The sequence below is a fragment of the Symbioplanes lichenis genome (genome assembly GCF_030709675.1).
Taxonomy (GTDB): domain Bacteria; phylum Actinomycetota; class Actinomycetes; order Mycobacteriales; family Micromonosporaceae; genus Actinoplanes; species Actinoplanes lichenis.
The window spans coordinates 272,158-295,892 of the sequence record NZ_JAUZQD010000008.1; the positions used below are offsets into that span (position 1 = coordinate 272,158).

Consider the following 23,735-nt stretch of genomic DNA (forward strand, 5'->3'; position numbering starts at 1 on the left):
AAAGTCTCGGGGTTGTCGTGCGTAGATGATGCTGGCGAGCTCCTGAACGATGGCCCGTGCAGCACACACTAAGGAGCTTTAGCGGTATGCCTCCCAAGAAGAAGACCCATGAGGTGACCCTCGCGCTTGAGGCGGGTAACGCCGCGATGGTGGACCTCGGTAAGATGCTCGGCCCGACCGGCGCCAACATGCGTGCCGTCAAGGTGGAGTACGACGAGGCGACCGCGAAGAACCGGGGCGAGATCATCCCGGTGATCGTGAGCGTCTTCGAGGACCGCTCTCACCAGCTCACCTACAAGACGCCGCCGACCAGCTTCCTGATCCGCAAGGCTCTGGGCATCCAGTCGGGCGCGTCCAACCCGCTGACCCAGACGGTGGGCACCCTGAGCGCGGACCAGATCAAGGGGATCGCCGAGCGCAAGCTCCCCGACCTCAACGCCAACGACCTCGACGCGGCCATCAAGGTCGTCGCCGGCACCGCCCGTTCCATGGGCGTCAAGGTCGCCGGCTGAGGCAGGCACCCCCGGCGCCGGCTCACGCTGGTGCCACCACGGCGCCGGCTCCGGCCGATGCCGTCCGCTCGGTCCCGGTCCGCCGGCGCTGAGCACCCGAGCTACGCACCACGGCGCGGTTCCCTCCGGGGAGCCGCGCCGTCGGCGTTTCCGGAGCGGCGCTGTTGGCGTTCCCGAGCAGCGCCGGCGGCGTTCCGTCCGGCTTCCGGCGTCCGTGTCGCTGCCACTCGCGCCCGCACCGCGCAGTCACGACCGCGCCTGCACCGCGCAGTCACGACCGCGCCCGCACCGCGCACTCACGACCTCGCGCCCGCGTGCTGCGGCTCCGAGCCCGCGCACTCGTCGCGGCTTCCCGAGCCTCGTGCGACGCCGACATCCCGCGCGCCGACGCTGCCCCCTTCTTCGCGCCGGCATTGCCCACGTCCCCCGCGCAGGCGCTGCCTGTGTCGCTCGCCCGAGGCCCCGCGCGCCGCAGATGGGGAGGGCGGTGCACGGCAGGCGGCGGGCACAGGGTCACTGTTTGCCGACGATGTCCTCGATCAGGCCGTACTCCTTGGCCTCCTCGGCGGACAGGATGCGGCCCGCCGACAGGTCGTCCTCGACGCGGCTGCGGGTCTGGCCGGTGACCTCGACCAGGCGCAGCACGACCTCCTCCAGCTCGCGCAGATGCTGCCCCGCCGCGGCCGCGACCTCGTCGGCGGTCCCGGTGACCCCCGCGGCGCGGGGCTCGGCGAGCCGGAAACGAGCGTGCCTGTACGCGGACCGCCGAGTCGCCGCCGCGAGCACGGCCAGCACCGCCCCGCCCGCCTCGGACGTCACCACGGCGTGCACCGGGGCGGCCATCGCGTCGATCACGTCGATGACGGCGTGGGCCGCGTTCAGGTCGCCGCCGCTGCTGGCGACGTGCAGCTGCACCGGCTCGGGGCCCGCGGCGTCCAGGGTCAGCAGCGCCGCGGCGGCCCCGGAGGCGGTGTGCGCGTCGAGCGGCCCCCGGATCATGACGATGCGCTGGTCGAAGAGGCGCTCCTCGAGCCAGCCGGGAAAGCCGGGGCCCGCGCCGCCGCCGCCGGGAAGGCCGGGCTGGTGCCAGGGCTCGGGGGAGGGGTGGGCGGGCTGCCAGCGCAGGAACTCACGGCGCGGATCCAAGGGAACCTCCAGGGGGCGCACAAGTTCCCCCGACAGTACGCACGCCGCCCCGGAGACCCCGAGAAGTTAAGCCGACGGCAGAGAGCCCGTCACCAGCCGCGGGCGCGCCACTCCGCGAGGTGCGGGCGCTCCCGGCCGAGCGTCGAGTCCTTGCCGTGCCCCGGATAGAACCAGGTGTCGTCGGGCAGCCGGTCGAACAGCTTCGTCGTCACGTCCTCGATCAGTGACGCGAACCGCTGCGGGTCCTTCTGGTGTTGCCCACGCCGCCCGGGAAGAGGCTGTCGCCGGTCCACAGGTGGGCGATGCCGCCGGGCTCGCGGTAAAGCAGCACGATCGAGCCCGGAGTGTGCCCCACGACGTGGATCACCTCGAGGGTGCAGTCGCCCACGGTGATGGTGTCGCCGTCGCGGACCGTGTCGTGCACCACCGGGATCTCCGCGGCGTCGTCGGCCCCGGCCACCGAACGGGCGCCGGTGGCCTGCACCACGTCGGCCAGGGCGCCGTGGTGGTCCCAGTGCCGGTGTGTCGTGACGACCGTGGCCAGGCCGCCGTCGCCGATCAGGCCGAGCAGCGTGGACGCGTCGTTGGCGGCGTCGATGAGCAGCCGGCTGCCGTCGGCCGTACAGCGGAGCAGGTAGGCGTTGTTGTCCATCTCGCCGACCGAGACCTTCGTCATGGTCAGGCCGGCCAGCTCGCGGACGGCGGGCGCGGAGCCGCGGCTGACATCACCGGTGTACGTCATGTCAGGCACCCTATTTCCACACCGGCGGCACGGGCAGCTCGCCGTCGGGGGAGACCGTCAGCTCGGCCCCGTCACCGCGCCCGGTCAGCCACGCCGCGAGGGCCCGGGTGGGGCCGCCGACGGCCGGGGTCGCCGCGGTGGGCGTACCGATGGTCAGGGGGTGATCGAGACCGTGCGGGCGCAGCACCAGCGTGAGCGAAGTCTCGCCGGTCGCCACCTCCCGCAGCAGGCGCAGGGCGAAGGCGTCGGTCCAGTCCTCCGCGGTGTACGCCCCACCGAGGTCGACGTGGTGCACCTCGACCTCGCGCAGCCGCCCCCACGGGACCGCCGCCGCGGAGCCGGCCATGGGCAGCGGGACGGTCCACGCCTCGGCGGGCATCGCGGCGGCCGCGTCGGCGAAGCGCTCGTGGGACTCGCGGATGTCGGCGACCTGCTCGGCGATCGGGCGGTGCCGGCCCGCCTCGATGCCCTCGGTGCGGGCGGTGGGCGTGGCGTAGGCCGGCGTCTCCACCCCCGTGCGGGCCCAGGTCAGCAGGTTGGTGAAGGCGTCCGCGTTGCGGGCCACGTGGGTGAGCAGGTGCCCGATCGTCCAGCCGGGCAGGCGGCAGGGCGCGCTCTGGGCGTCGGGCGGCAACTCCTCGGCGGTGCGGGCGAGCCGCTCCGTCGCCTGATCAACATCGGTCATCAGGACCAGGGGATCCATCGTCACGGGAGAACCCTAGGGGAATATCGCTTTCCCCGCCGTCACCCCGTCCGTACCGTCGGTGCTGACGCGTCACGTAACCCGAGAAGGAGGTGGATGAACGTGCCGTTCCCACCCCGATCCGGGGCCCGCCTTCTCTTCTCCTAAGAGGGAACATGTCCGACCTGCCCGCGCTGGGCTGGGACGCGACGCACGCGTCCGCCTATCGTCGTTTCGATCGCCCCGACACCTTCCCCGGGCGTGTCCTGCGCGCCGACCGGGGCGTCTGCACCGTGTACGCCGCCGACGGCGTGCACCGCGCCACCCTGGCCGGCAGCCTGCTGGTCACGGCCGCCGCCGACCCGTCCGATCTGCCGTGCGCGGGGGACTGGGTGGTCGTACGCCGGTGGCCCGACCGCCGCACCACGCTCGAGATCGTGCTGCCCCGCCGCACCGCCCTGGTCCGGCGCACGGCGGGCAAGGACTCGTCGGGCCAGGTGCTCGCCGCCAACATGGATCTCGTCGCCGTCGTCGAGCCTCTGCATCCCGCGCCCGACGCCGCCCGGATCGAACGTCAGCTGGCGCTGGCCTGGGACTCCGGCGCCCGGCCGCTCATCGTCCTGTCCAAATCCGATATGTCGGCGAACGCGGACGCGATCGCACGGCAGTTCCGGGCGCCGGACGTCGACGTGCTGGCCGTCAGCGTGCACCGGGGGACCGGCGTGAGCGCGCTGCGCGACCGGATAGGCACCGGCACGATCGCTCTCCTGGGGCGCTCCGGCGCCGGCAAGTCCAGTCTCGTCAACGCCCTCGCGGGGACCGATGTGATGGGCGTACAAGAAATCAGGCGCGCCGACGGCAAGGGCCGGCACACGACGGCGTACCGGAATCTCGTCCCCCTGCCGCAAGGCGGCGCCGTGCTGGACACACCCGGGATCCGCGGGGTCGGCCTGTCGGACACGGCCGAGGGCCTCGACAAGGCCTTCGCGGACGTGGCCGGCCTGGCGGCGGACTGCCGATTCGGTGACTGTCGTCACGAAGCCGAGCCGGGCTGTGCCGTGCAGGCCGCGCTCGCCGACGGCACGCTGACCGCGCGGCGCTGGGAAAGCTGGCGCAAGCTGCACCGAGAGGTCGCCCACGAGGGCGGCCGCAAGGCCGTGCGGCTCGCGGCAGGCGGTCGGCGCAGACCGCATTGATGTCGGTCGGCTCTGGCACACTGCTCCGGTGCTGACGGACGAGGAACTCTTCACCGACCGGGCCACGCCCGTGCCGAGCCCCCCGCCGTCCCGCCGCGCCCGCAGGAGCCTCTGGGCCGGCGGGAGCTACCTGCTGCTCAGCGTGGTCGTGCTGATCCAGCTCTGGATCAGCCCGGCCGGCCGGGTCCTCGCCTCCAACGACGACGACCACGGCTTCTTCCTGTTCGTCATGGCGCACGGCGAGCGGGTGCTCTTCCACGGCGACAACCCGCTGGTGACCGGCCGGATGAACGTGCCCGACGGCGTCAACATGATGGCCAACACCTCGGTGCTGGCCCTCAGCCTGCCGTTCGCGCCGGTCACGCACTACTTCGGCCCGGCGGTCACGCTGGTGTTGCTGCTCACCCTGAGCCTGGCGGGCACGGCTTTCGCCTGGTGGTGGGTGCTGCAGAAGCATGTCGTACGCTCCCCGCTCGCCGCCTGGGCCGGCGGCCTCTGGTGCGGCTTCGCGCCCGCGATGGTGTCCCACGCCAACGGTCATGTGAACTTCGTCGCCCAGTTCGTGGTCCCCTTCATCGTCTGGCAGGTGTTGCGCCTGCGCGAGCCGGGGCGCGTGTGGCGCGGCGGCGTGATCCTCGGGCTGCTCATCGTGCTCCAGGTCTTCCTCAACGAAGAGGTCCTGCTCTTCACCGCGATCACGCTGCTGGTCTTCGTGATCGCCTACGCCCTCGCCGCCCCGGCCGTCGCGAGACACGCCTTCCGGCCGTTCGTGGCGGGCATCGGGGTCGCCGGGGGCACGGCCCTCGCCCTGCTGGCCTACCCGCTGTTCATCCAGTTCTCGGGGCCGCAGAGCTACTCGGGGCAGCCGTTCGAGCCGGGCAAGTTCGTCACGGACCTGCTGTCGCTCGGGGCGTACGCCCGGCAGTCCCTGGCCGGCAACGGCGTCGTCGCCCGCGCGCTCAGCGTGAGCCCGACCGAGGACAACACGTTCTGGGGCCTGCCGCTGCTCGTGCTGCTCGTCATCGCCGCCGTGATGCTGTGGAACAGTGCCGCCCCGCGCGCGGCGATCATCGCGGCCGGGGTGCTGCTGCTCATGTCCATGGGCCCCGAGCTGCGCGTCGGCGGTCACGACACCGGCATCCCGCTGCCGTTCGCGCTGATCCAGCACGTGCCCGTGATCGACCTGGTCAGTGTGACGCGCTTCGCGATGGTCCCGGCGACGATCATCGGCATCCTGCTCGCGGTGGCCTGCGACCGCGTCCGGCGGCTGTCGCGCCGCAACCGCAAGCGCTTCTGGGCGCTGCTGGTCGCGGCGGTCGTCCCGGTTCTGCCCAAGCCGCTGCCGGTCGTGGCGGCCGACCCGCTGCCGGCCTTCATCGCCGACAAGATGTACGAGGCGTACGTCCCCGAGGGTCGCACGCTCGTGACGGTGCCGTTGCCGGAGGTGACCAACGGGCGGGCCGGTATGCGGTGGTTCGCGCTGTCGGGGCTCGGGTTCGAGGTGCCGCGGGGATACTTCATGGGGCCGTCGGCGGACGGGACGGGCTCGTGGAACGCTCCGGCGCGGCCGACCGACTCGATGTTGCGCTCGGTTCAGGCGTACGGTCGGGTGCCGGTCCTCACATCGGCGGATCGCGCCGCGGCAGTTGCCGATCTCACGTATTGGCGGGCGGCCGTGGTGGTTCTCGTGCCCGGGACCGAGCACTATGAGGAACTGCGAGCGACGGTGACGGGCTTGCTGGGTGAGGAGCCGCAGCAAGTGGGCGGCGTCGAGCTGTGGGATGTTCACTCGGCCGGGTGATGATCTATTGGCGGACTGCAGGGAACAACGAGGTGACGTAGGGCGCTGCACCTCGGCGGCGGAAAAATGTCGTACCCCCTCGCTAGGGTTTCGGCGCCCATTCTTCTCAGACGTACGGAGTGGCTGGCTGTGGCCGACCGACTGACTATCCGCGGCGCGCGGGAGCACAACCTGCGCGACGTTTCTCTTGACCTGCCCCGCGACGCGATGATCGTGTTCACCGGGCTGAGCGGCTCCGGCAAGTCCAGCCTCGCCTTCGACACGATCTTCGCCGAGGGCCAGCGCCGCTACGTGGAGTCGCTGTCCTCCTACGCCCGGCAGTTCCTCGGGCAGATGGACAAGCCCGACGTCGACTTCATCGAGGGCCTGTCCCCGGCCGTCTCGATCGACCAGAAGTCGACCTCGCGCAACCCGCGCTCGACCGTGGGCACGATCACCGAGGTCTACGACTACCTGCGCCTGCTCTTCGCGCGCACGGGCATCCCGCACTGCCCGGTCTGCGGCGAGCGGATCAGCAAGCAGACGCCGCAGCAGATCGTCGACCGGGTCCTCGCCATGGAGGAGGGCACCCGGTTCATGGTGCTCGCCCCGGTGGTCCGCGGCCGCAAGGGCGAATACGTCGACCTCTTCGCCGAGCTGCAGGGCAAGGGCTATGCCCGCGCTCGCGTCGACGGCACGGTCTATCCGCTGACCGAGCCGCCCAGGCTCAAGAAGCAGGAGAAGCACACCATCGAGGTGGTCGTCGACCGTCTCAGCGTCAAGGCGTCGAGCAAGCAGCGCCTCACCGACTCGGTGGAGTCGGCGCTCGGCCTGGCCAACGGCATCCTGCTGCTCGACTTCGTCGACCTGCCCGAGGACGACCCGCAGCGCGAGCGGCTCTTCTCCGAGCATCTGGCCTGCCCCAACGAGCACCCCCTGGCGATCGAGGACCTCGAGCCGCGGGTCTTCTCCTTCAACGCGCCCTACGGTGCCTGCCCCGAGTGCACCGGCATCGGCACGAAGAAGGAGGTCGACCCCGAGCTGATCATCCCGGACGAGGAGGCCAGCCTGCGCGGCGGCGCGATCCAGCCGTGGTCCGGCGGCTCCACGCTCGAGTACTTCCTGCGCCTGCTCGAGGCGCTGGGCAAGGCCGAGGGCTTCAGCCTGGACACCCCGTGGCGGGCACTGCCCACCCGGGCGCAGAAGACGATCCTGTACGGGTCGGAGGACCAGGTCCACGTCCGCTATCGCAACAAGTACGGGCGTGAGCGCTCCTACTACACCGGCTTCGAGGGCGTGGTGCAGTGGATCGAGCGCCGGCACAACGACACCGAGAGCGACTGGTCGCGCGACAAATATGAGGGCTACATGCGCGACATCCCGTGCCCCACGTGCGGGGGCACGCGGCTCAAGCCCGAGGTGCTGGCGGTCACGGTCTCGGGCAAGAGCATCGCCGAGGTGTGCAACCTGTCGATCGGCGAATGTGCCGAGCTGCTGGCCGGTCTCGAGCTCGACGACCGGCAGAAGATGATCGCCGAGCGGGTGCTCAAGGAGATCAACGCGCGGCTGCAGTTCCTGGTCGACGTGGGTCTGGACTACCTGTCGCTCGACCGCGGCGCCGGCACGCTCTCCGGCGGCGAGGCGCAGCGCATCCGGCTGGCCACGCAGATCGGCTCCGGGCTGGTGGGCGTGCTCTACGTGCTCGACGAGCCGTCGATCGGCCTGCACCAGCGCGACAACCACCGGCTCATCGAGACCCTGGTGCGGCTGCGCAACCTCGGCAACACGCTCATCGTGGTCGAGCACGACGAGGACACCATCCGTACGGCCGACTGGGTGGTCGACATCGGCCCCGGCGCCGGCGAGCACGGCGGCACCATCGTGCACTCGGGTTCCGTGAAGGGGCTGCTCGCCAACAAGCAGTCGCCCACCGGGGCGTACCTGTCGGGGCGCAAGCAGATCCCGACGCCGGTGATCCGCCGCCCGCAGACGCCCGGCCGGGAGCTGGTCGTGCAGGGCGCCCGCGAGCACAACCTGCGCAACGTCACCGTGCCGTTCCCGCTGGGGCAGTTCATCGCGGTGACGGGCGTGTCCGGCTCGGGCAAGTCGACGCTGGTCAACGACATCCTCTACACGGTGCTGGCCAACCAGATCAACGGCGCGCGCATGGTCCCGGGGCGGCACACCCGCATCACCGGCCTCGACAACGTCGACAAGGTCGTGGGCGTCGACCAGTCGCCGATCGGGCGCACCCCGCGGTCCAACCCGGCGACGTACACGGGTGTGTTCGACAACATCCGCAAGCTGTTCGCGGAGACGCCCGAGGCCAAGGTGCGCGGCTACGGGCCCGGCCGGTTCTCGTTCAACGTCAAGGGCGGCCGCTGCGAGAACTGCTCCGGTGACGGCACGATCAAGATCGAGATGAACTTCCTGCCCGACGTCTACGTGCCCTGCGAGGTCTGCAAGGGCGCCCGCTACAACCGCGAGACGCTCGAAGTGCACTACAAGGGCAAGACCATCTCCGAAGTGCTCAACATGCCGATCGAGGAGGCCGCGGAGTTCTTCCAGGCCATCACGAGCATCCACCGGCACCTCAAGACGCTCGTGGAGGTCGGCCTGGGTTACGTACGGCTGGGTCAGCCGGCGCCGACCCTGTCCGGCGGCGAGGCGCAGCGCGTCAAGCTCGCCTCCGAGCTGCAGAAGCGCTCGACCGGCCGGACCGTCTACGTGCTCGACGAGCCGACCACGGGCCTGCACTTCGAGGACATCCGCAAGCTGCTGCTGGTGCTCAACGGGCTGGTCGACAAGGGCAACACGGTCATCACGATCGAGCACAACCTCGACGTGATCAAGACCGCGGACTGGCTGATCGACATGGGCCCCGAGGGCGGCAACAAGGGCGGCCAGGTGCTCGCGACCGGCACGCCCGAGGAGCTGGCCGAGGTGGCGGAGAGCCACACCGGGCAGTTCCTGCGCCCGATGCTGGGGCTCGAGGGCAAGGCGGCGGGTTCGCCGTCGGCGGCCGCGCGGGCGGCCAAGGCCAACAACGGGGGCAAGACGCCGGCCAAGACCGCGGCGGCGCGGAAGCCTCGTACGGCGGCGACCGCGACCGCTTCGGTGGAGGAGACCCCCAAGCCGCGTACGGGCCGGTCGCGCGCGAAGGCGACCACCGCCTGATAGTGCTTTGTTCGTCGGCAGCGGCGTCTCGCTTCGGCGGGGCGCCGCTCTGCTTTGCGCGTCGTTCAGGCGGCATTGGTTGAAATCTCAGGTAACTCCCAGCGATTGCTGGCAGCCTGAGCGCACGCACGGTTTCCTCGCAGGTCACCCGGCCCGGCTCCGAAACGTGCCGGAAACGACGGGATAGGGCGGATAAATTTCCCCCGCGGCCATGAACCACACCGAGGAGCCGCGCGTATCTACAAGCAACGCCGTGTGACCTCATCACGCGGAACAGCGGGTAATTCGAAGGGTTTGGCGAACAGATGACTGACGTGCAGACGAGGGCCGACGTGGAGACCACGAGCGCCGGCGAGCAGACCGCGGGGCCGCGCCTCGCCGGTTCGCGGCGCGTCGTGCTCGCGGGTGCGGGTGCGCTCGGCGCCGGGTGTCTCCTCGCCGCCTGCGGCACGGACACCAGCGGCAGCAGCAGCTCGACCGGCGCCAACGGCGGCGACTTCAGCGACAACCCGAAGCCGGCGGGCAGCGCGACCGCCCCGGCCGGCGACGCCGCCGACTCGAGCAGCGGCACGGTGCTCGCGGCCGTGTCCGACGTCCCCGAGGGCGGCGGCATCATCAAGGGTGACTACGTCATCACCCAGCCGGAGGCCGGCACCTTCAAGGCCTTCAGCAAGATCTGCACCCACCAGGGCTGCCCGGTCACCAAGATCGACGGCACGAACATCTTCTGCCCGTGCCACAACAGCACCTTCGACATCAGCGACGGCTCGCCCACCGGCGGCCCGGCCACGAAGGCGCTGCCGGAGACCAAGGTCAAGAAGGACGGCGACAACATCGTCGCCGCGTAGGGTCCGCGGCGCGGCGGGGCCTGGTTCCCGCCGCACCGGATCCACGACGAGCCGGGGCCGGTCCGTGACCCTGCCGGCGCGACCGGCCCCAGTTTCTCGGCCCCTCTTCCCACCGCGCGGCGTTCTCGCTGCGTGGCCCCTTCGTGGCGTGGCCTTCTCGCCGCGTGGCCATCTCGCGGCGTGGCCCCCTTTTTGTGCCGGGGCTTCGGACCGGGGGCCCGGCGCCGTGGCGGCGGCGACGGGCCTCCGGCGGAGGAAATAATGTCAGGGGGCCGCACTAGTGTGGAAGTGTGCCTGACCCGTCCAGCTACCGGCCGGCGCCCGGGACCATCCCGGACGCCCCCGGTGTCTACCGTTTCCGTGATCCGACCGGCCGCGTCATCTACGTCGGCAAGGCCAAGAGCCTGCGCAACCGGCTGAATTCCTACTTCGCCGACACGTGGACCCTGCACGCGCGCACGCAGCAGATGGTCACCACCGCCGGGTCGGTCGACTGGGTCACCGTGGGCAGCGAGGTCGAGGCCCTCCAGCTCGAGTTCAACTGGATCAAGGAGTTCGACCCCCGGTTCAACGTCAAGTACCGGGACGACAAGTCCTACCCCTTCCTCGCGGTCACCCTCAACGAGGAGTTCCCCCGGCTGCAGGTGATGCGCGGGGCGAAGCGGAAGGGCGTGCGCTACTTCGGGCCGTACAGTCATGCCTGGGCGATCCGGGAGACGCTGGATCTGCTCCTGCGGGTCTTCCCCGCCCGCACGTGTTCGTCCGGTGTGTTCAAACGCTCGGGGCAGATCGGCCGCCCGTGCCTGCTCGGCTACATCGGCAAGTGCAGCGCGCCCTGCGTGGGCCAGGTCTCCGCCGAGGAGCACCGGGCCATCGTGGACGATTTCTGCGACTTCATGGCCGGGCGCACCGACACCTTCGTCAAGCGGCTCGAGCGCGAGATGCTCGACGCCTCCGAGCAGCTCGACTTCGAGAAGGCCGCCCGCCTGCGCGACGACATCGGGGCGCTGCGCCGGGCGATGGAGAAGCAGACCGTCGTGTTCGGCGACGGCACCGACGCCGACGTGGTCGCGTTCGCCGACGACCCGCTCGAGGCCGCCGTCCAGGTGTTCCACGTGCGCGACGGCCGGGTCCGCGGCCAGCGCGGCTGGGTGGTCGAGAAGACCGAGGAGCTGACCACCGGCGACCTTGTGCACCACTTCTGCAGCCAGGTCTACGGCGACGAGCACGGCGAGGGCGACGTGCCCCGCGAGCTGCTCGTGCCCGAGCTGCCGCCGGACGTGGCCGCGCTGGAGAGCTGGCTCTCCGAGCACCGCGGCAGCCGCGTCACCCTGCGCGTCCCGCAGCGCGGCGACAAGCGCACCCTGCTGGAGACCGTCGCCCGCAACGCCGGCGAGTCCCTGCAGCGGCACAAGCTGCGCCGCGCGGGCGACCTGACCACCCGCAGCAAGGCCCTCGACGAGATCGCCGAGGCGCTGGGCATGGAGTCCGCCCCGCTGCGCATCGAGTGCTACGACGTCTCGCACATCCAGGCCACCGACGTCGTCGCCAGCATGGTCGTCTTCGAGGACGGGCTGCCGCGCAAGAGTGAATATCGCCGGTTCGCGGTCCGGGGCAACCCCGACGGCAGCGGCGTCGACGACCTGGCCGCGATGAGCGAGGTGATGCGGCGGCGGTTCGCACGCTACAAGGCGGACGCGTCGCCGCTCGGTGCCCCGCCCGGCGAGTCCGATGTCGCCGGGCTCGACGGCTCCGATGTCGACGAAGCCGGCGACGGTGGCCTTGATGACGGTGGCGTCGACGAGGTGGCGACGAAGGAGTTGCCGGGGATCGACCCGGAGACGGGGCGGCCGCGCCGGTTCGCGTACCCGCCGCAGCTCGTCGTCGTCGACGGCGGCCAGCCACAGGTCAACGCGGTGGCCGCGGTGCTCTCCGACCTCGGGGTGACCGACGTCGCGCTGTGCGGGCTGGCCAAGCGGCTGGAGGAGGTCTGGCTGCCGGGCGAGGACTTCCCGGTGATCTTCCCGCGCACGTCCGAGGCGCTCTACCTGCTGCAGCGCGTCCGTGACGAGGCGCACCGGTTCGCCATCACCTATCACCGGCAGAAGCGCTCCAAGCGGATGACCGCGTCGGCCCTCGACCAGATCCCGGGGCTGGGGGAGACGCGGCGAAAGGCGCTGTTGCGGCACTTCGGGTCGCTCAAGCGGCTCGGGCAGGCCACGCCGGAGGAGATCACCGAGGTGCCGGGCATCGGGCGGCGTACCGCGGAGGCTGTGCTGGCCGCCCTCGCGCCCGCCGCGGCGCCGGCTGCTGACGCCGGAGAGTCCGCCGAGGCATCCGCGACGCCGGCCGGTGGCGCGGGACGGACGAAGGCGGGGGCCAACCGCAACCGGGTCCGCCGGCCGCAGGCCCCTCCGCCGCCGCCCCGGCACGTCACGGCTCCGGACGGGCAGACGCCGTCGCCTCGGCACGGTGTGGCGTCGGATGAACGGGCGCCGTCGCCTCGGCCGGTCGTTGATCCTGCGGAGCCGGCCGGTTCCGCTGTGACGCCGCCGTCGCAGCCCGCCGGCGTGGAGGTGCCGAGCGAGTAACCGCCCCGCCGGTGTCGCCGCGACTCCGCTCGCCGGGTGACCGTCGCGGGCTCGCTGCGCACGGGCCCGGCCGATCTCAGCGCCATCGTCGGCCCGTGCACCCGGGACGACGTCAGCCGGTCCCGGCGGTGGGTCGGCGGGGTCATCCGGGCGGGTGGTTGCGGTGTGCTGCGGCGCTGCCACCGGGTGTGAGCTGGGCGGCGGGTGGAATACGGGTGTCCGTTCTCACCGTTTCGCCGAGGGGTGACTGCGACCGGGCGGGAACGCGCCGTGATCACCGCAGCGTCGGGCGGGCTTGATCCACGGGCGGGCCGCCGGGACCGGTTCGCCGGGCTGCGCGGATCGGGTAGCGGACACCATGTCCGGCCGCCCGGGGTGGGCGCGTCGGCCTAGGATGCAGTGTCCGCCCGGGGTGGGCACACACCGAAGACGTCAGGCCCGAGGGGCGCAGGAGGAGTACGTGACCGAGTCGATGCCGGACTTCGCTCCGGAGCCGTCGCCCGACGAGGCCGCCACGGACCTCGTCGTGGTGACCGGGGTGTCCGGGGGTGGCCGCAGCACGGTGGCCCGCGCCCTGGAGAACGTCGGCTTCTACGTCGTCGACAACCTGCCGCAGGCGCTGATGCTCGACATGGCCCAGCTGGCGTTCGCGGCCGGCGGCGCGGCCCGGCGCACGGCGATGGTGCTCGACGTGCGCAGCCGGGCGTTCTCGACCGACCTGGCCGGGGCGGTCCGGGCGCTCAAGGAGCGGGGCTTCTCGCCGCGCGTGGTGTTCGTCGACGCGGACGACGAGGTGCTGATCCGGCGCTTCGAGTCGGTGCGCCGCTCGCACCCGCTGCAGGGCGACGGGCGCCTGGCCGACGGCATCGCCGCCGAGCGCAAGCTGCTCGAGGAGGCGCGCGAGCAGGCCGACGTCATCATCGACACCAGCCACCTCAACGTGAACCAGCTGCGCCGCCGGGTCGAGGAGCTCTTCGGCGGCGAGGACGCGCGGCGGCTGCGGATCACCGTGCTGTCGTTCGGCTTCAAGTACGGCCTGCCGCCCGACGCCGACTACGTGCTCGACGCCCGGTTCCTGCCCAACCCGTTCTGGGTGCCGGAGCTGCGCGACCACACCGGCCTGGAGGAGGGCGTGAGCAACTACGTCCTGGGCCAGGAGGGCGCCGGCGACTTCGTGGGGACCTATGCCGGGCTGATCGCCGCGACCGCGCCCGGCTTCGAGCGGGAGGGCAAGCGCTACCTGACCGTGGCCGTGGGCTGCACCGGCGGCAAGCACCGCAGCGTCGCGATCGCCGAGGAGCTGACCGCCCGCCTGCGCGACATCCGGCTCTCCGCGCACACCTCCCACCGAGACCTGGGGCGCGAGTGACCCGCCCGTTACGAGTGGTCGCCTTCGGCGGAGGACACGGTCTCGCGGCCTCGCTCAAGGCCCTGCGGCTGACCGAGCCCGCGCTGGAGCTCGACATCACCGCCGTGGTGACCGTCGGCGACAACGGCGGCTCGAGCGGCCGGTTGCGCGCGGAGCGGGACGCCCAGCTGCCGCCCGGTGACCTGCGCATGGCCCTCTCGGCGCTGGCCGACGACACGCCCGGGCACCAGACGACGGTCCAGCTGCTGCAGCACCGCTTCGCCCCGGTCGGCAAGCAGGACCGCCGAGCCGCCGCCGCGAGCAGCGCCCCGCAGAGCGCCGACGCCGCGAGCAGAGCGCCGGAAGGCGACGCCGCAAACACCTCTCCGCGAAGTGGCAACGCCGGGATCGAGGAGCATGCCGAGACCGCGGGGGAGACGGGAAAGGCGGCGGAGAAGGCCGGCTGGGGCGGCGTAGACCGGCGCATCGCATCCGTCGGCGGCAAGCACGACCCGCTCGCCGGGCACGCCGTCGGCAACCTGCTGCTGCTCGGCCTGCTCGAGCTCATGGACGATCCGGTCGAGGCGCTGCGCCACGCCGGGTGGATGGTCGGGGCCAAGGGGCAGGTGCTGCCCATGGCCGAGCACGCGGTCGGGATCGAGGCCGACGTGCGCGGGGGCGATCCCGCGCGCCCGGAGGACGTCGTGACCGTGTGCGGGCAGCATGCGGTGGCGGTGACGCCCGGTCACATCGAGGCTTTGCGGATCGACCCACCGGCGCCGCCCGCGTGCCCGGCGGCGCTCGAGGCGATCGGGGCGGCGGACTGGCTGATCTTCGGGCCGGGCAGCTGGTACACGAGCGTGCTGCCGCACCTGCTGGTGCCCGAGCTGGCCGCGGCGATCGTGGCGAGCCCGGCGCGGCGGCTGGTGACGCTCAATCTGGCGGCCGACAACGAGACGGCGGGGCTGTCGGTGGCCGATCACCTGGCGGCCCTGCACTGGTATCTGCCGGAGCTACGGATCGACGTCGTGCTGGCCGATGCGAAGTGGGTGGGCGAGCCCGACCCGGTGCACCGGGCGGCCGAGGCGCTGGGGGCGCGCCTCGTGCTGGCCCCGCTGGCCACGGCCGACGGCAGTCCACGGCATGATCCTGAGTCGTTGGGCACGGCACTGGTGCCGGTCCTCGGCGACGATCGTTAAGCAACTGGCGTACCGCTACACACAGCATGAGGTGACTTTCGAGATGGCGATGACGGCAGCGGTGAAGGACGAGCTGAGCCGGGTCGACGTACCCAAGCCGTGCTGCCGCCGTGCGGAGATGGCCGCCCTCCTGCGGTTCGCCGGGGGGTTGCACATCGTCTCCGGCCGCGTGGTCGTCGAGGCCGAGCTCGACACCGGCGCCGTCGCCCGGCGGCTGCGGCGCGAGATCGCCGACGTGTACGGCTACCCGAGCGAGGTGCACGTCCTCGCGTCCGGCGGCCTGCGCAAGGGCAGCCACTACATCGTGCGCATCGTCAAGGACGGCGAGGCCCTGGCCCGCCAGACCGGCCTGCTCGACGTGCGCGGCCGTCCCGTCCGGGGCCTGCCGCCGCACGTGGTGTCGGCCAACGTGTGCTGCGCGGTCGCCGCGTGGCGGGGCGCGTTCATGGCGCACGGCTCGCTGACCGAGCCCGGCCGGTCGAGCGCGCTGGAGATCACCTGTCCCGGCCCCGAGGCGGCGCTCGCCCTGCGTGGCGCGGCCCGGCGCATCGGCATCACCGCCAAGGAGCGCGAGGTGCGCGGCGTCGACCGGGTGGTCATCAAGGACGGGGATGCGATCTCCGCGCTGCTCACGCGCATAGGAGCGCACGCCAGCGTGCTGGCTTGGGAGGAGCGCCGGGTACGCCGGGAGGTGCGCGCCACCGCGAACCGCCTCGCCAACTTCGACGACGCGAACCTGCGCCGCTCGGCCCGCGCGGCCGTGGCGGCGGCAGCCCGGGTCACGCGCGCCCTGGAGATCCTCTCCGAGGAGGCGCCGAACCACCTCACCTCGGCCGGTCAGCTCCGCCTCGAGCACCGGCAGGCCAGCCTCGAGGAGCTCGGCGCCCTCGCGGACCCGCCGCTGACCAAGGACGCGATCGCCGGCCGCATCCGCCGCCTCCTCGCCCTGGCCGACAAGCGCGCCCGCGACCTCGGCATCCCCGACACCGAGGCCGCGGTCACCCCCGAGATGATGGCCTGCTGACCCACCCCAAAAGACGCGGGCCGCCCTGAGGACGCGGGCCGCCCTGAGGACGCGGGCCGCCCTGAAGACGCGGGCCGCCCTGAAGACGCGGGCCGCCCCAGGAGAAGCGAGCCGCCGTGGAGGGCGGGCCGCCCCGAGAGAGCGAGCCGCCCCGGAGAGCGGGCCGCCCTCAAGGCGGGCGAAGCGTCAGGCCGGGTGCGCGGGCCGGTTGAGCAGCACCCGGCCCAGCACCAGCGTGCCCACGCCGGCGACCACGACGCTCATCAGGCCGACGCGCAGGCTGCTGTGATCGGCGACCAGGCCCACCACGGGCGGTGAGGCCAGGAAGCCGATCCGCAGCACCCAGCTGACGATCGTCAGGCCCAGCCCCGGCGGCAGGCCCGGCAGCTCGTCGGCGGTGTGCATCGCGGCCGGGACCAGCGTCGCCGTGCCCAGGCCGGCCAGCGCGAAGCCGAGCAGCGCGGTCCCCACCGACGGGAAGAGCAGCGCGCCGCCCATGCCCAGCGCCGCGATCGTGCCGCCGATGCGGGTGACCGTGCGCTGACCGAAGCGGTCGACGACGCGGTCGCCCAGGAGCCGGCCGACGGTCATGGCGACTTGGAGGGCCACGAAGGCGAGACCCGCGGCGGCGGCCGGGGAGTCGACCACGTCGGTCATGAAGAGGGCACCCCACGAGGCGCCCGCGTCCTCGACGAGCGCGCCGAAGAGGGCCAGCCCGCCCAGGGCGGCGAGCATCCAGGCCGCGGGCCGCCACGAGCGGCGCGGCGCGGCCGCCGGGGTGTCCACGGGATCGGCCGCGTCGGCGCCGGGCAGCAGGAACCGGTACGCGACCAGGGCGATCACCGAGAACAGGACGCCCGACACGGCCAGGTGCAGCAGGAGCGGCACGTGAAGACCGGCGGCCGCCGACCCCATGAGCCCGCCGAGGACGGCGCCGATGCTCCACACGCCGTGGAACGAGTTGACGATCGACCGGCCGTACAGGCGCTGGACCCGCAGCCCGTGCGCGTTCTGGGCCACGTCGACGATCGCGTCGCCGGCGCCGGCGACGAAGAGGACCGCGGCGAGCAGCCACCAGTTCGGGACCACGGCGACGAGGAGGAAGCCGGCCGCGATGAACGGGATGCCGAACGACGCGGTGCCCGCCGAGCGCAGGAGCCGGATCACCGCGGGCGCGAACAACCCGCCGGTGAGCGCGCCGAGCGGGCCGGCGGCGATGGCCGTACCGAGGAGGGCGTTGCTGATGTCGAGGCTGTCCCGGATCTCGGGGTAGCGCGGGACGACGTTGGCGAAGAGGGCGCCGTTGGTGAGGAAGACGGCGCCGACGGCTGCGCGGGCGTGGCGCAGCCGCCGGTCGGGAGCGGCGGACACAGCAGTGGACAAGGAGGTTCCCAGGGGTGAGGCGGAGCAGGGGTCGACTCAGTGGAAACGAGCGACGGCCTCGTCGATGTCGGACTCACTGAGGGGGGAGCCCGGGAAGCGGGACAGCCGGACGAGGGGAATGGCCCGCATCATCTGGCCGTGCTGCGGGTCGAAGAGCATCGCCCCGAAGCCGCCGATGCGCTCCTTGAGCCACTCGCCGGCCTGCGGGTGGGCCAGGAACTCGTCCGCGGTCGACGACGAGGTCAGCGGCGGGGTGACGTCGTCACCCTCGAGGGTGATCGTGGCTGACAGCCGGATGTCGCGCGAGGACGCCCCGACGCGGATGCCGAACTCGCCACCCTCGACGGTCCAGCGCCGGAGCGCCGGGTGCCAGTACGCGAACGCCCGCCGGTCGAGGGCCACGGTGACCGTCGCGGACTCGCCGGGCTCGAGGAACACGCGGGCGAAACCGCGCAGCTCCTGCTCGGGGCGGTAGACCGAGGCGACGGGATCGGTCACGTACACCTGGACGACCTCGGCGCCCGCGACGGACCCGGTGTTGGTCACCGTCAGCGTGACACCCTCGCCCGACGCGGACAGGTCGCTGTACGCGAACGACGTGTACGAGAGACCGTGCCCGAACGGGTACGACACGGGCAGCGCGTGGGCGTCGTACCAGCGGTACCCGATGAGGAGCCCCTCGCCGTACCGGACGTGGCCGGACTCGCCCGGGAAGTTGCCGATCGCCGGGTTGTCCTCGAAGCGCACCGGGATCGTCTCGGCGAGCTTGCCGGCCGGGTTCGCGGCGCCGGTGAGCAGGTCCGCGGTCGCCGAGCCGCCGGCCTGACCGAGCAGCCAGCCCTCCAGGACGGCCTTCGCCCGGTGCTCCCAGCCGGAAACGGTCACTGCGGAGCCGTTGGAGAGCACGACGACCACGTTCGGGTTGGCGTCGGCCACGGCCTCCAGGAGCGCGATCTGGTCCGCGGGCAGGTTCATGTGGTCGCGGTCGTAGCCCTCGGACTCGTACGAGGAGGGCAGTCCGAGGAACAACACCACGACCTCGGACGATGCCGCCAGGGCAACGGCGCCGGCGACGAGAGCCGGGTCCGCCGCGTCGGGGGAGAAGCCCGGCGCGAAGACGACGTCCCGCTGGAGAGCTGCCGTCAGCGAGGAGAGCGCGTCGTCGACCCGGGTCGGGTTGACCTGGGACGAGCCGGCGCCCTGGAAACGGGGCGTACGCGCGAACTCGCCGATGACCGCGACCGGGCCGCCGGTGGTGGCGAGCGGCAGGATCGCGTCGTCGTTCTTCAGCAGCACCGCACTGGCCGCGGCCGCCTCCCGGGCGAGCGCGTGGTGCGCGTCGGCGTCGAACGTCTGGCCCGGGGCAAGCGCGGGCAGCACCCGGTTGAGCAGCTCCAGCACCCGGGTCACGGCGAGGTCGACGTCCTTCTCGTCGAGCGTGCCCGCGGCGACCGCGTCGAGGATCACGCGCGTGCCGCCGCCGCCCGAGGACGGCATCTCCAGGTCGAGGCCGGCGTGCACGGCAAGATCGCGGCGGTTGACGGCACCCCAGTCGGAGACGACGAGGCCCTCGTAGCCCCACTCGTCACGCAGGACGTCGGTGAGCAGCCAGCGGTCCTCGCTCGCGTACGTACCGTTGATCTTGTTGTAGGACGACATGACCGTCCACGGCTGCGCGCCGGTCACGACCCGCTCGAACGCCGGCAGGTAGATCTCGCGCAGCGTCCGCTCGTCCACGTCGGCGGAGATCGTCATGCGGTCGGTCTCCTGATTGTTCGCCGCGAAGTGCTTGAGCGACGTGCCCACGCCCTGGCTCTGGATGCCGTTGACCAGCGCGGTGCCCAGCTCGCCGGCGAGCTTCGGGTCCTCGGAGAAGTACTCGAAGTTGCGCCCGCAGAGCGGCGAGCGCTTCATGTTGATGCCGGGGCCGAGCAGCACGGCGACCTCCTCGGCGCGGCACTCGCGGCCGAGAGCCTGGCCGATGCGCTCGAGCAGTGCCGGGTCCCAGGTCGAGGCGAGGCCGGCGGCGGGCGGGAAGCACGTGGCCGGGACGCTGTCGTGGAGGCCGGCGTGGTCCGAGGCCCCGGCCTGCTTGCGCAGTCCGTGCGGACCGTCGGTGACCATGACGGAGGGGATGCCGAGGCGGTCGATGCCCTGGGTGCGCCAGAAGTCGGCGCCGTCGAGCAGGGCGGCCTTCTCCTCGAGCGTGAGAGCGCTGACGAGGGCGGGGATGTCGAGGGGCGGAGTCATCACCGAACTGTAACGCCGAAAACCTCCGCGCGGAAGTTTTCTCGCCCCTAGGATGGCGCGATGTACGAGAAGGGGCTGCGCCGGCGGCAGGAGATCCTGGACCGCGCCATCGAGGTCTTCGCCGCGCGCGGCGCGCAGGGCACCTCCCTGCGCGCGATCGGCGAGGCGATCGGCGTCTCGCATGCCGCGCTGAAGCACTACTTCGACTCGCGCGAGGAGCTGCTCATCGAGGTCTACCGCGCCGCCGAGGAGCGGCTGGTGGCCGAGGACGAGCCGGAGACGACGGTCGTCGGCATCATGACGTCGGCCGCCCGGCGCAACCACAGCGTCCCCGGGCTCGTGCAGCTCTATTCGACCCTGGTCGCGAGCGCGCTGGAGGCGGGGCACGAGCCGGCGCGGCAGTTCTTCTCGGCCCGCTTCGCCGGCCTGCGCGAGATGTTGATCGGTCGTATCACCGAGGAGCAGCGCGCCGGCCGGATCCGCCCCGACATCACCCCCGGGGCGGCCGCCGCGCTCATCATCGCCGCGTCCGACGGCCTGCAGACCCAGTGGCTGCTGGATCCGGAGGTGGACATCGAGGAGTCGCTCACGCTGCTGGAAGCCCTGCTGTCAACCAGTACGCCCGTACCGTAAGAATGTAACGATCGGGTATCCCCCGAGAACATCTTCGTGACGGCTCTCGGCTAGGGTCTTCCCTGACGGCGACGCTGCCGGGTACCACGGCCGACGCGGCTCGAAACGAGGTCGGCGCGAAGACCTCCGCCGGCGTTCCTCCGGCGGACCGAATTGAGGGGAACGACCTGTGACCATCCGGGTTGGCATCAACGGCTTCGGCCGCATCGGCCGCAACTTCTTCCGCGCGGCGCTCGCCTCCGGCGCCGACATCGAGATCGTCGGCGTGAACGACCTCACCGACAACGCGACGCTGGCCCACCTGCTGAAGTACGACAGCATCCTGGGCCGCCTGCCGCACGAGGTGAAGGCGACCTCCGACGAGATCACCGTCGCGGGCAAGACCTTCAAGGCGTTCGCCGAGCGCGACCCCGCGAACCTGCACTGGGGCGACCTGGGCGCCGACGTCGTCATCGAGTCGACCGGCTTCTTCACCGACGCCACCAAGGCCAAGGCCCACGTGGACAACGGCGCCAAGAAGGTCATCATCTCGGCCCCGGCCAAGAACGAGGACATCACCATCGTCATCGGCGTCAACGACGACAAGTACGACGCCGCGCAGCACACGGTCATCTCGAACGCGTCCTGCACCACGAACTGCCTCGCGCCGATGGCCAAGGTGCTCAACGACACGATCGGCATCGAGCGTGGCCTCATGACCACGATCCACGCGTACACCCAGGACCAGAACCTGCAGGACGGCCCGCACAAGGACCTCCGCCGGGCCCGGGCCGCCGCGCTCAACGTCGTCCCGACCTCGACCGGTGCCGCCAAGGCCGTCAGCCTGGTGCTGCCCGAGCTCAAGGGCAAGCTCGACGGCTTCGCGATGCGCGTGCCGATCCCGACCGGCTCGGCCACCGACCTGACCTTCCAGGCCGCCAAGGAGACCTCGGTCGACGAGGTCAACGCCGCCATCAAGGCCGCCGCGGACGGCCCGCTCAAGGGCATCCTCACCTACACCGAGGACCAGATCGTCTCGGCCGACATCGTCACCGACCCGGCCTCCTGCATCTTCGACGCCGGCCTGACCAAGGTCATCGGCAACCAGGTGAAGGTCGTCGGCTGGTACGACAACGAGTGGGGCTACTCCAACCGCCTCGTCGACCTGGTCAAGCTGGTCGGCTGAGCCTCGTGCGGACTCTCGACGAGCTGCTCGGCGAGGGTGTCTCGGGTCGGCGCGTGCTCGTGCGCGCCGACCTGAACGTGCCCTTCGACAAGAGCGACCCCACTGTCATCAGCGACGACGGCCGCATCCGGGCGGTGCTGCCGACCCTTGTCGCCCTCCGGGACGCCGGCGCCAAGGTCATCGTCGTCTCGCACCTCGGCCGCCCCAAGGGCGCGCCGGACCCCAAGTACACCCTCGAGCCGGTCGCGACCCGGCTGCAGGAGCTGCTCGGCACCGCGGTCGTCTTCGCGTCCGACACCGTCGGCGAGTCGGCGTCCTCCACCGTGGACGCACTGGCCGACGGCCACGTCGCCCTCCTGGAGAACCTGCGCTTCAACGCGGGCGAGACCTCGAAGGACGACGCCGAGCGCGGCGCGTTCGCCGACCAGCTCGCGGCCCTCGCGGAGTACTACGTCGACGACGCCTTCGGCGCCGTGCACCGCAAGCACGCCTCCGTGTACGACGTCCCGGCGCGCCTGCCCCACTTCGCGGGCGGGCTCGTGCTGCGCGAGGTCGAGGTGCTCCGCAAGGTCACCGAGAGCCCCGAGCAGCCGTACGTGGTCGTGCTGGGTGGTTCGAAGGTCTCCGACAAGCTCGCCGTCATCAAGGCGCTGCTGCCGAAGGTCGACAAGCTGCTCGTGGGCGGCGGCATGTGCTTCACGTTCCTCAAGGCCCAGGGGCACGAGGTCGGGAAGTCGCTGCTGGAGGAGGAGATGGTCGAGACCTGTGCCTCCTTGCTGAAGGAAGCCCAGGGGCGCATCGTGCTGCCGACCGACGTCGTGGCGGCGACCTCCTTCGCGGCGGACGCGGACCACGAGGTCGTCCAGGCCGGCGAGATCCCGGCCGACCGGCTCGGGCTCGACATCGGGCCGGAGTCGGTCGTGCTCTTCAACGAGTCGATCGCGGCGGCGAGGACGGTCTTCTGGAACGGGCCCATGGGCGTGTTCGAGCTGGCGCCGTTCGCGGCCGGCACCCGGGGTGTGGCCGAGGCGATCACGAAGATCGACGGCTTCTCGGTGGTCGGCGGCGGCGACTCGGCGGCGGCCGTGCGCACGCTCGGCATCGACGAGTCCGGCTTCGGGCACATCTCCACCGGCGGCGGCGCGTCGCTCGAATACCTCGAGGGCAAGACCCTGCCGGGTCTGGCCGCGCTGGAGAGCTGACCGGTGACCGGGCCGGAGCCCCGCACACCGCTCATGGCCGGCAACTGGAAGATGAACCTCAACCACTTCGAGGCCATCCTCCTCATCCAGAAACTGGCCGCCGGCCTCAACGAGGAGCAGCTCACGTCGGTGGAGACCGTCGTGCTGCCGCCCTTCACCGACCTGCGCAGCGTGCAGACCGCGATCGACGGCGACAAGCTGCTGATCAAGTACGGCGCCCAGGACGTGTCCCCGCACAAGGGCGGCGCGTACACCGGTGAGGTCTCGGCCGCGATGCTCGCCAAGCTCGGCTGCACCTATGTGACGGTCGGGCACAGCGAGCGCCGGCAGTACCACCACGAGGACGACGCCCTGGTCAACGCCAAGGTGAAGGCCGCGCTGGCCAGCGATCTCACGCCGATCCTGTGCGTGGGGGAGGGGCTGGAGGTGCGCGAGGCCGGCGGGCACGTGGAGCACGGCACGGGCCAGCTGATCGCGGGTCTCGCCGGGCTCAAGGCCGAGCAGGTGAAGAAGGTCGTCGTGGCCTACGAGCCGGTGTGGGCCATCGGGACGGGCAAGACCGCCACGCCCGAGGACGCCCAGGAGGTGTGCGGCGAGCTGCGGGCCGCCATCGCCACCAAGTACGACGCGGAGACGGCGGCCGTGGTCCGCGTCCTCTACGGCGGCTCCGTGAAGGCGGGCAACATCGCCGCCCTCATGGCGCAGCCCGACGTGGACGGTGCCCTGGTCGGCGGCGCGAGCCTGGTCGCCGACGAGTTCGCGTCGATCGTCCGGTTCCGCGAGCACGTGAAGCGCTAGAAAGTCGTTGACGAACCGGCCGCCCCTGGGGCGGCCGGTTCTTTCTGCGCCCGCTATTG

General features: G+C 71.9%; 17 protein-coding genes and 2 pseudogenes. 14 read left to right on the forward strand and 5 right to left on the reverse strand.

Annotated features, from left to right (window positions below):
- Window positions 1–86: 86 nt before the first annotated feature.
- Window positions 87–512, forward strand: a complete 426-nt coding sequence (locus RAN62_RS21175; RefSeq protein ID WP_305786426.1) for an uL11 family ribosomal protein — start codon at window positions 87–89, stop codon at window positions 510–512.
- 513 nt (window positions 513–1,025) lie between these two features.
- On the opposite strand, the gene RAN62_RS21180 is transcribed toward RAN62_RS21175, so the two are convergent.
- The 3 genes and pseudogenes from RAN62_RS21180 to RAN62_RS21190 form a co-directional block, all read right to left on the reverse strand.
- Window positions 1,026–1,658, reverse strand: a complete 633-nt coding sequence (locus RAN62_RS21180; RefSeq protein WP_305786427.1) for an ATP-dependent Clp protease proteolytic subunit — start codon at window positions 1,656–1,658, stop codon at window positions 1,026–1,028.
- An 89-nt stretch (window positions 1,659–1,747) separates the two neighbouring features.
- A pseudogene (locus RAN62_RS21185) lies at window positions 1,748–2,400 on the reverse strand (MBL fold metallo-hydrolase).
- A gap of 10 nt (window positions 2,401–2,410) precedes the next feature.
- A complete protein-coding gene (locus tag RAN62_RS21190) occupies window positions 2,411–3,109 on the reverse strand; it encodes a maleylpyruvate isomerase family mycothiol-dependent enzyme (RefSeq protein ID WP_305786428.1) in 699 nt (232 codons plus the stop codon).
- Between the two features lie 149 nt (window positions 3,110–3,258).
- On the opposite strand from RAN62_RS21190, the gene rsgA reads away from it, so the two are divergent.
- The 9 genes and pseudogenes from rsgA (at window position 3,259) to whiA (ending at window position 16,245) form a co-directional block, all read left to right on the forward strand.
- The gene (rsgA, locus tag RAN62_RS21195; RefSeq protein WP_305786429.1) at window positions 3,259–4,278 is read left to right on the forward strand and encodes a ribosome small subunit-dependent GTPase A; all 1,020 of its coding nucleotides are present in this window, start codon (window positions 3,259–3,261) and stop codon (window positions 4,276–4,278) included.
- Between the two features lie 28 nt (window positions 4,279–4,306).
- Entirely contained in the window at window positions 4,307–6,079 is a 1,773-nt protein-coding gene (locus tag RAN62_RS21200) for a DUF6311 domain-containing protein (RefSeq protein WP_305786430.1), read from the forward strand.
- A 129-nt stretch (window positions 6,080–6,208) separates the two neighbouring features.
- Entirely contained in the window at window positions 6,209–9,235 is a 3,027-nt protein-coding gene (uvrA, locus tag RAN62_RS21205) for an excinuclease ABC subunit UvrA (RefSeq protein WP_305786431.1), read from the forward strand.
- Window positions 9,236–9,540: 305 nt separating this feature from the next.
- Window positions 9,541–10,083, forward strand: a complete 543-nt coding sequence (locus RAN62_RS21210; RefSeq protein WP_305786432.1) for a Rieske (2Fe-2S) protein — start codon at window positions 9,541–9,543, stop codon at window positions 10,081–10,083.
- 290 nt (window positions 10,084–10,373) lie between these two features.
- A pseudogene (gene uvrC / locus RAN62_RS21215) lies at window positions 10,374–12,389 on the forward strand (excinuclease ABC subunit UvrC); the annotation flags it as partial.
- 321 nt (window positions 12,390–12,710) lie between these two features.
- A complete protein-coding gene (locus tag RAN62_RS21220; RefSeq protein WP_305786433.1) occupies window positions 12,711–12,866 on the forward strand; it encodes a hypothetical protein in 156 nt (51 codons plus the stop codon).
- 280 nt (window positions 12,867–13,146) lie between these two features.
- A complete protein-coding gene (gene rapZ, locus RAN62_RS21225) occupies window positions 13,147–14,043 on the forward strand; it encodes an RNase adapter RapZ (RefSeq protein ID WP_305786558.1) in 897 nt (298 codons plus the stop codon).
- Window positions 14,040–15,221, forward strand: a complete 1,182-nt coding sequence (locus tag RAN62_RS21230; protein ID WP_305786434.1) for a gluconeogenesis factor YvcK family protein — start codon at window positions 14,040–14,042, stop codon at window positions 15,219–15,221. The genes rapZ and RAN62_RS21230 overlap by 4 nt, the downstream gene beginning before the upstream one ends.
- A gap of 43 nt (window positions 15,222–15,264) precedes the next feature.
- Window positions 15,265–16,245 (forward strand): DNA-binding protein WhiA, encoded by a 981-nt coding sequence (gene whiA / locus RAN62_RS21235; protein WP_305786559.1) that lies wholly within the window; start codon window positions 15,265–15,267, stop codon window positions 16,243–16,245.
- 186 nt (window positions 16,246–16,431) lie between these two features.
- Here the strand turns inward: whiA and RAN62_RS21240 are convergent, their stop codons facing one another.
- Complete coding sequence (locus RAN62_RS21240; RefSeq protein ID WP_305786435.1) at window positions 16,432–17,628, reverse strand: MFS transporter; 1,197 nt, start codon at window positions 17,626–17,628, stop codon at window positions 16,432–16,434.
- 36 nt (window positions 17,629–17,664) lie between these two features.
- Complete coding sequence (locus tag RAN62_RS21245) at window positions 17,665–19,878, reverse strand: beta-glucosidase family protein (protein WP_305786436.1); 2,214 nt, start codon at window positions 19,876–19,878, stop codon at window positions 17,665–17,667.
- 60 nt (window positions 19,879–19,938) lie between these two features.
- Between RAN62_RS21245 and RAN62_RS21250 the strand changes: the two genes are divergently transcribed.
- The 4 genes from RAN62_RS21250 to tpiA all read left to right on the forward strand — a co-directional run bounded on the left by RAN62_RS21250 (window position 19,939) and on the right by tpiA (window position 23,676).
- On the forward strand, window positions 19,939–20,511 hold the full coding sequence (locus RAN62_RS21250) for a TetR/AcrR family transcriptional regulator (RefSeq protein WP_305786437.1): 573 nt from the start codon (window positions 19,939–19,941) through the stop codon (window positions 20,509–20,511).
- Between the two features lie 169 nt (window positions 20,512–20,680).
- Window positions 20,681–21,676, forward strand: a complete 996-nt coding sequence (gene gap, locus RAN62_RS21255; protein ID WP_305786438.1) for a type I glyceraldehyde-3-phosphate dehydrogenase — start codon at window positions 20,681–20,683, stop codon at window positions 21,674–21,676.
- 5 nt (window positions 21,677–21,681) lie between these two features.
- Window positions 21,682–22,878, forward strand: coding sequence for a phosphoglycerate kinase (locus RAN62_RS21260; RefSeq protein WP_305786439.1), 1,197 nt, complete (start codon window positions 21,682–21,684; stop codon window positions 22,876–22,878).
- Between the two features lie 33 nt (window positions 22,879–22,911).
- The gene (gene tpiA / locus RAN62_RS21265) at window positions 22,912–23,676 is read left to right on the forward strand and encodes a triose-phosphate isomerase (protein WP_305786560.1); all 765 of its coding nucleotides are present in this window, start codon (window positions 22,912–22,914) and stop codon (window positions 23,674–23,676) included.
- Window positions 23,677–23,735 lie beyond the last annotated feature (59 nt).

What these genes read in the sequence shown, in the direction of transcription:
- rapZ (WP_305786558.1), top strand. Translation starts at nt 13,147, where the DNA reads ATGCCGGACTTCGCTCCGGAGCCGTCGCCCGACGAGGCCGCCACGGAC.
- RAN62_RS21245 (WP_305786436.1), bottom strand. Translation starts at nt 19,878, where the DNA reads ATGACTCCGCCCCTCGACATCCCCGCCCTCGTCAGCGCTCTCACGCTC.
- rsgA (WP_305786429.1), top strand. Translation starts at nt 3,259, where the DNA reads ATGTCCGACCTGCCCGCGCTGGGCTGGGACGCGACGCACGCGTCCGCC.
- RAN62_RS21210 (WP_305786432.1), top strand. Translation starts at nt 9,541, where the DNA reads ATGACTGACGTGCAGACGAGGGCCGACGTGGAGACCACGAGCGCCGGC.
- RAN62_RS21175 (WP_305786426.1), top strand. Translation starts at nt 87, where the DNA reads ATGCCTCCCAAGAAGAAGACCCATGAGGTGACCCTCGCGCTTGAGGCG.
- whiA (WP_305786559.1), top strand. Translation starts at nt 15,265, where the DNA reads ATGGCGATGACGGCAGCGGTGAAGGACGAGCTGAGCCGGGTCGACGTA.
- tpiA (WP_305786560.1), top strand. Translation starts at nt 22,912, where the DNA reads ATGGCCGGCAACTGGAAGATGAACCTCAACCACTTCGAGGCCATCCTC.
- RAN62_RS21250 (WP_305786437.1), top strand. Translation starts at nt 19,939, where the DNA reads ATGTACGAGAAGGGGCTGCGCCGGCGGCAGGAGATCCTGGACCGCGCC.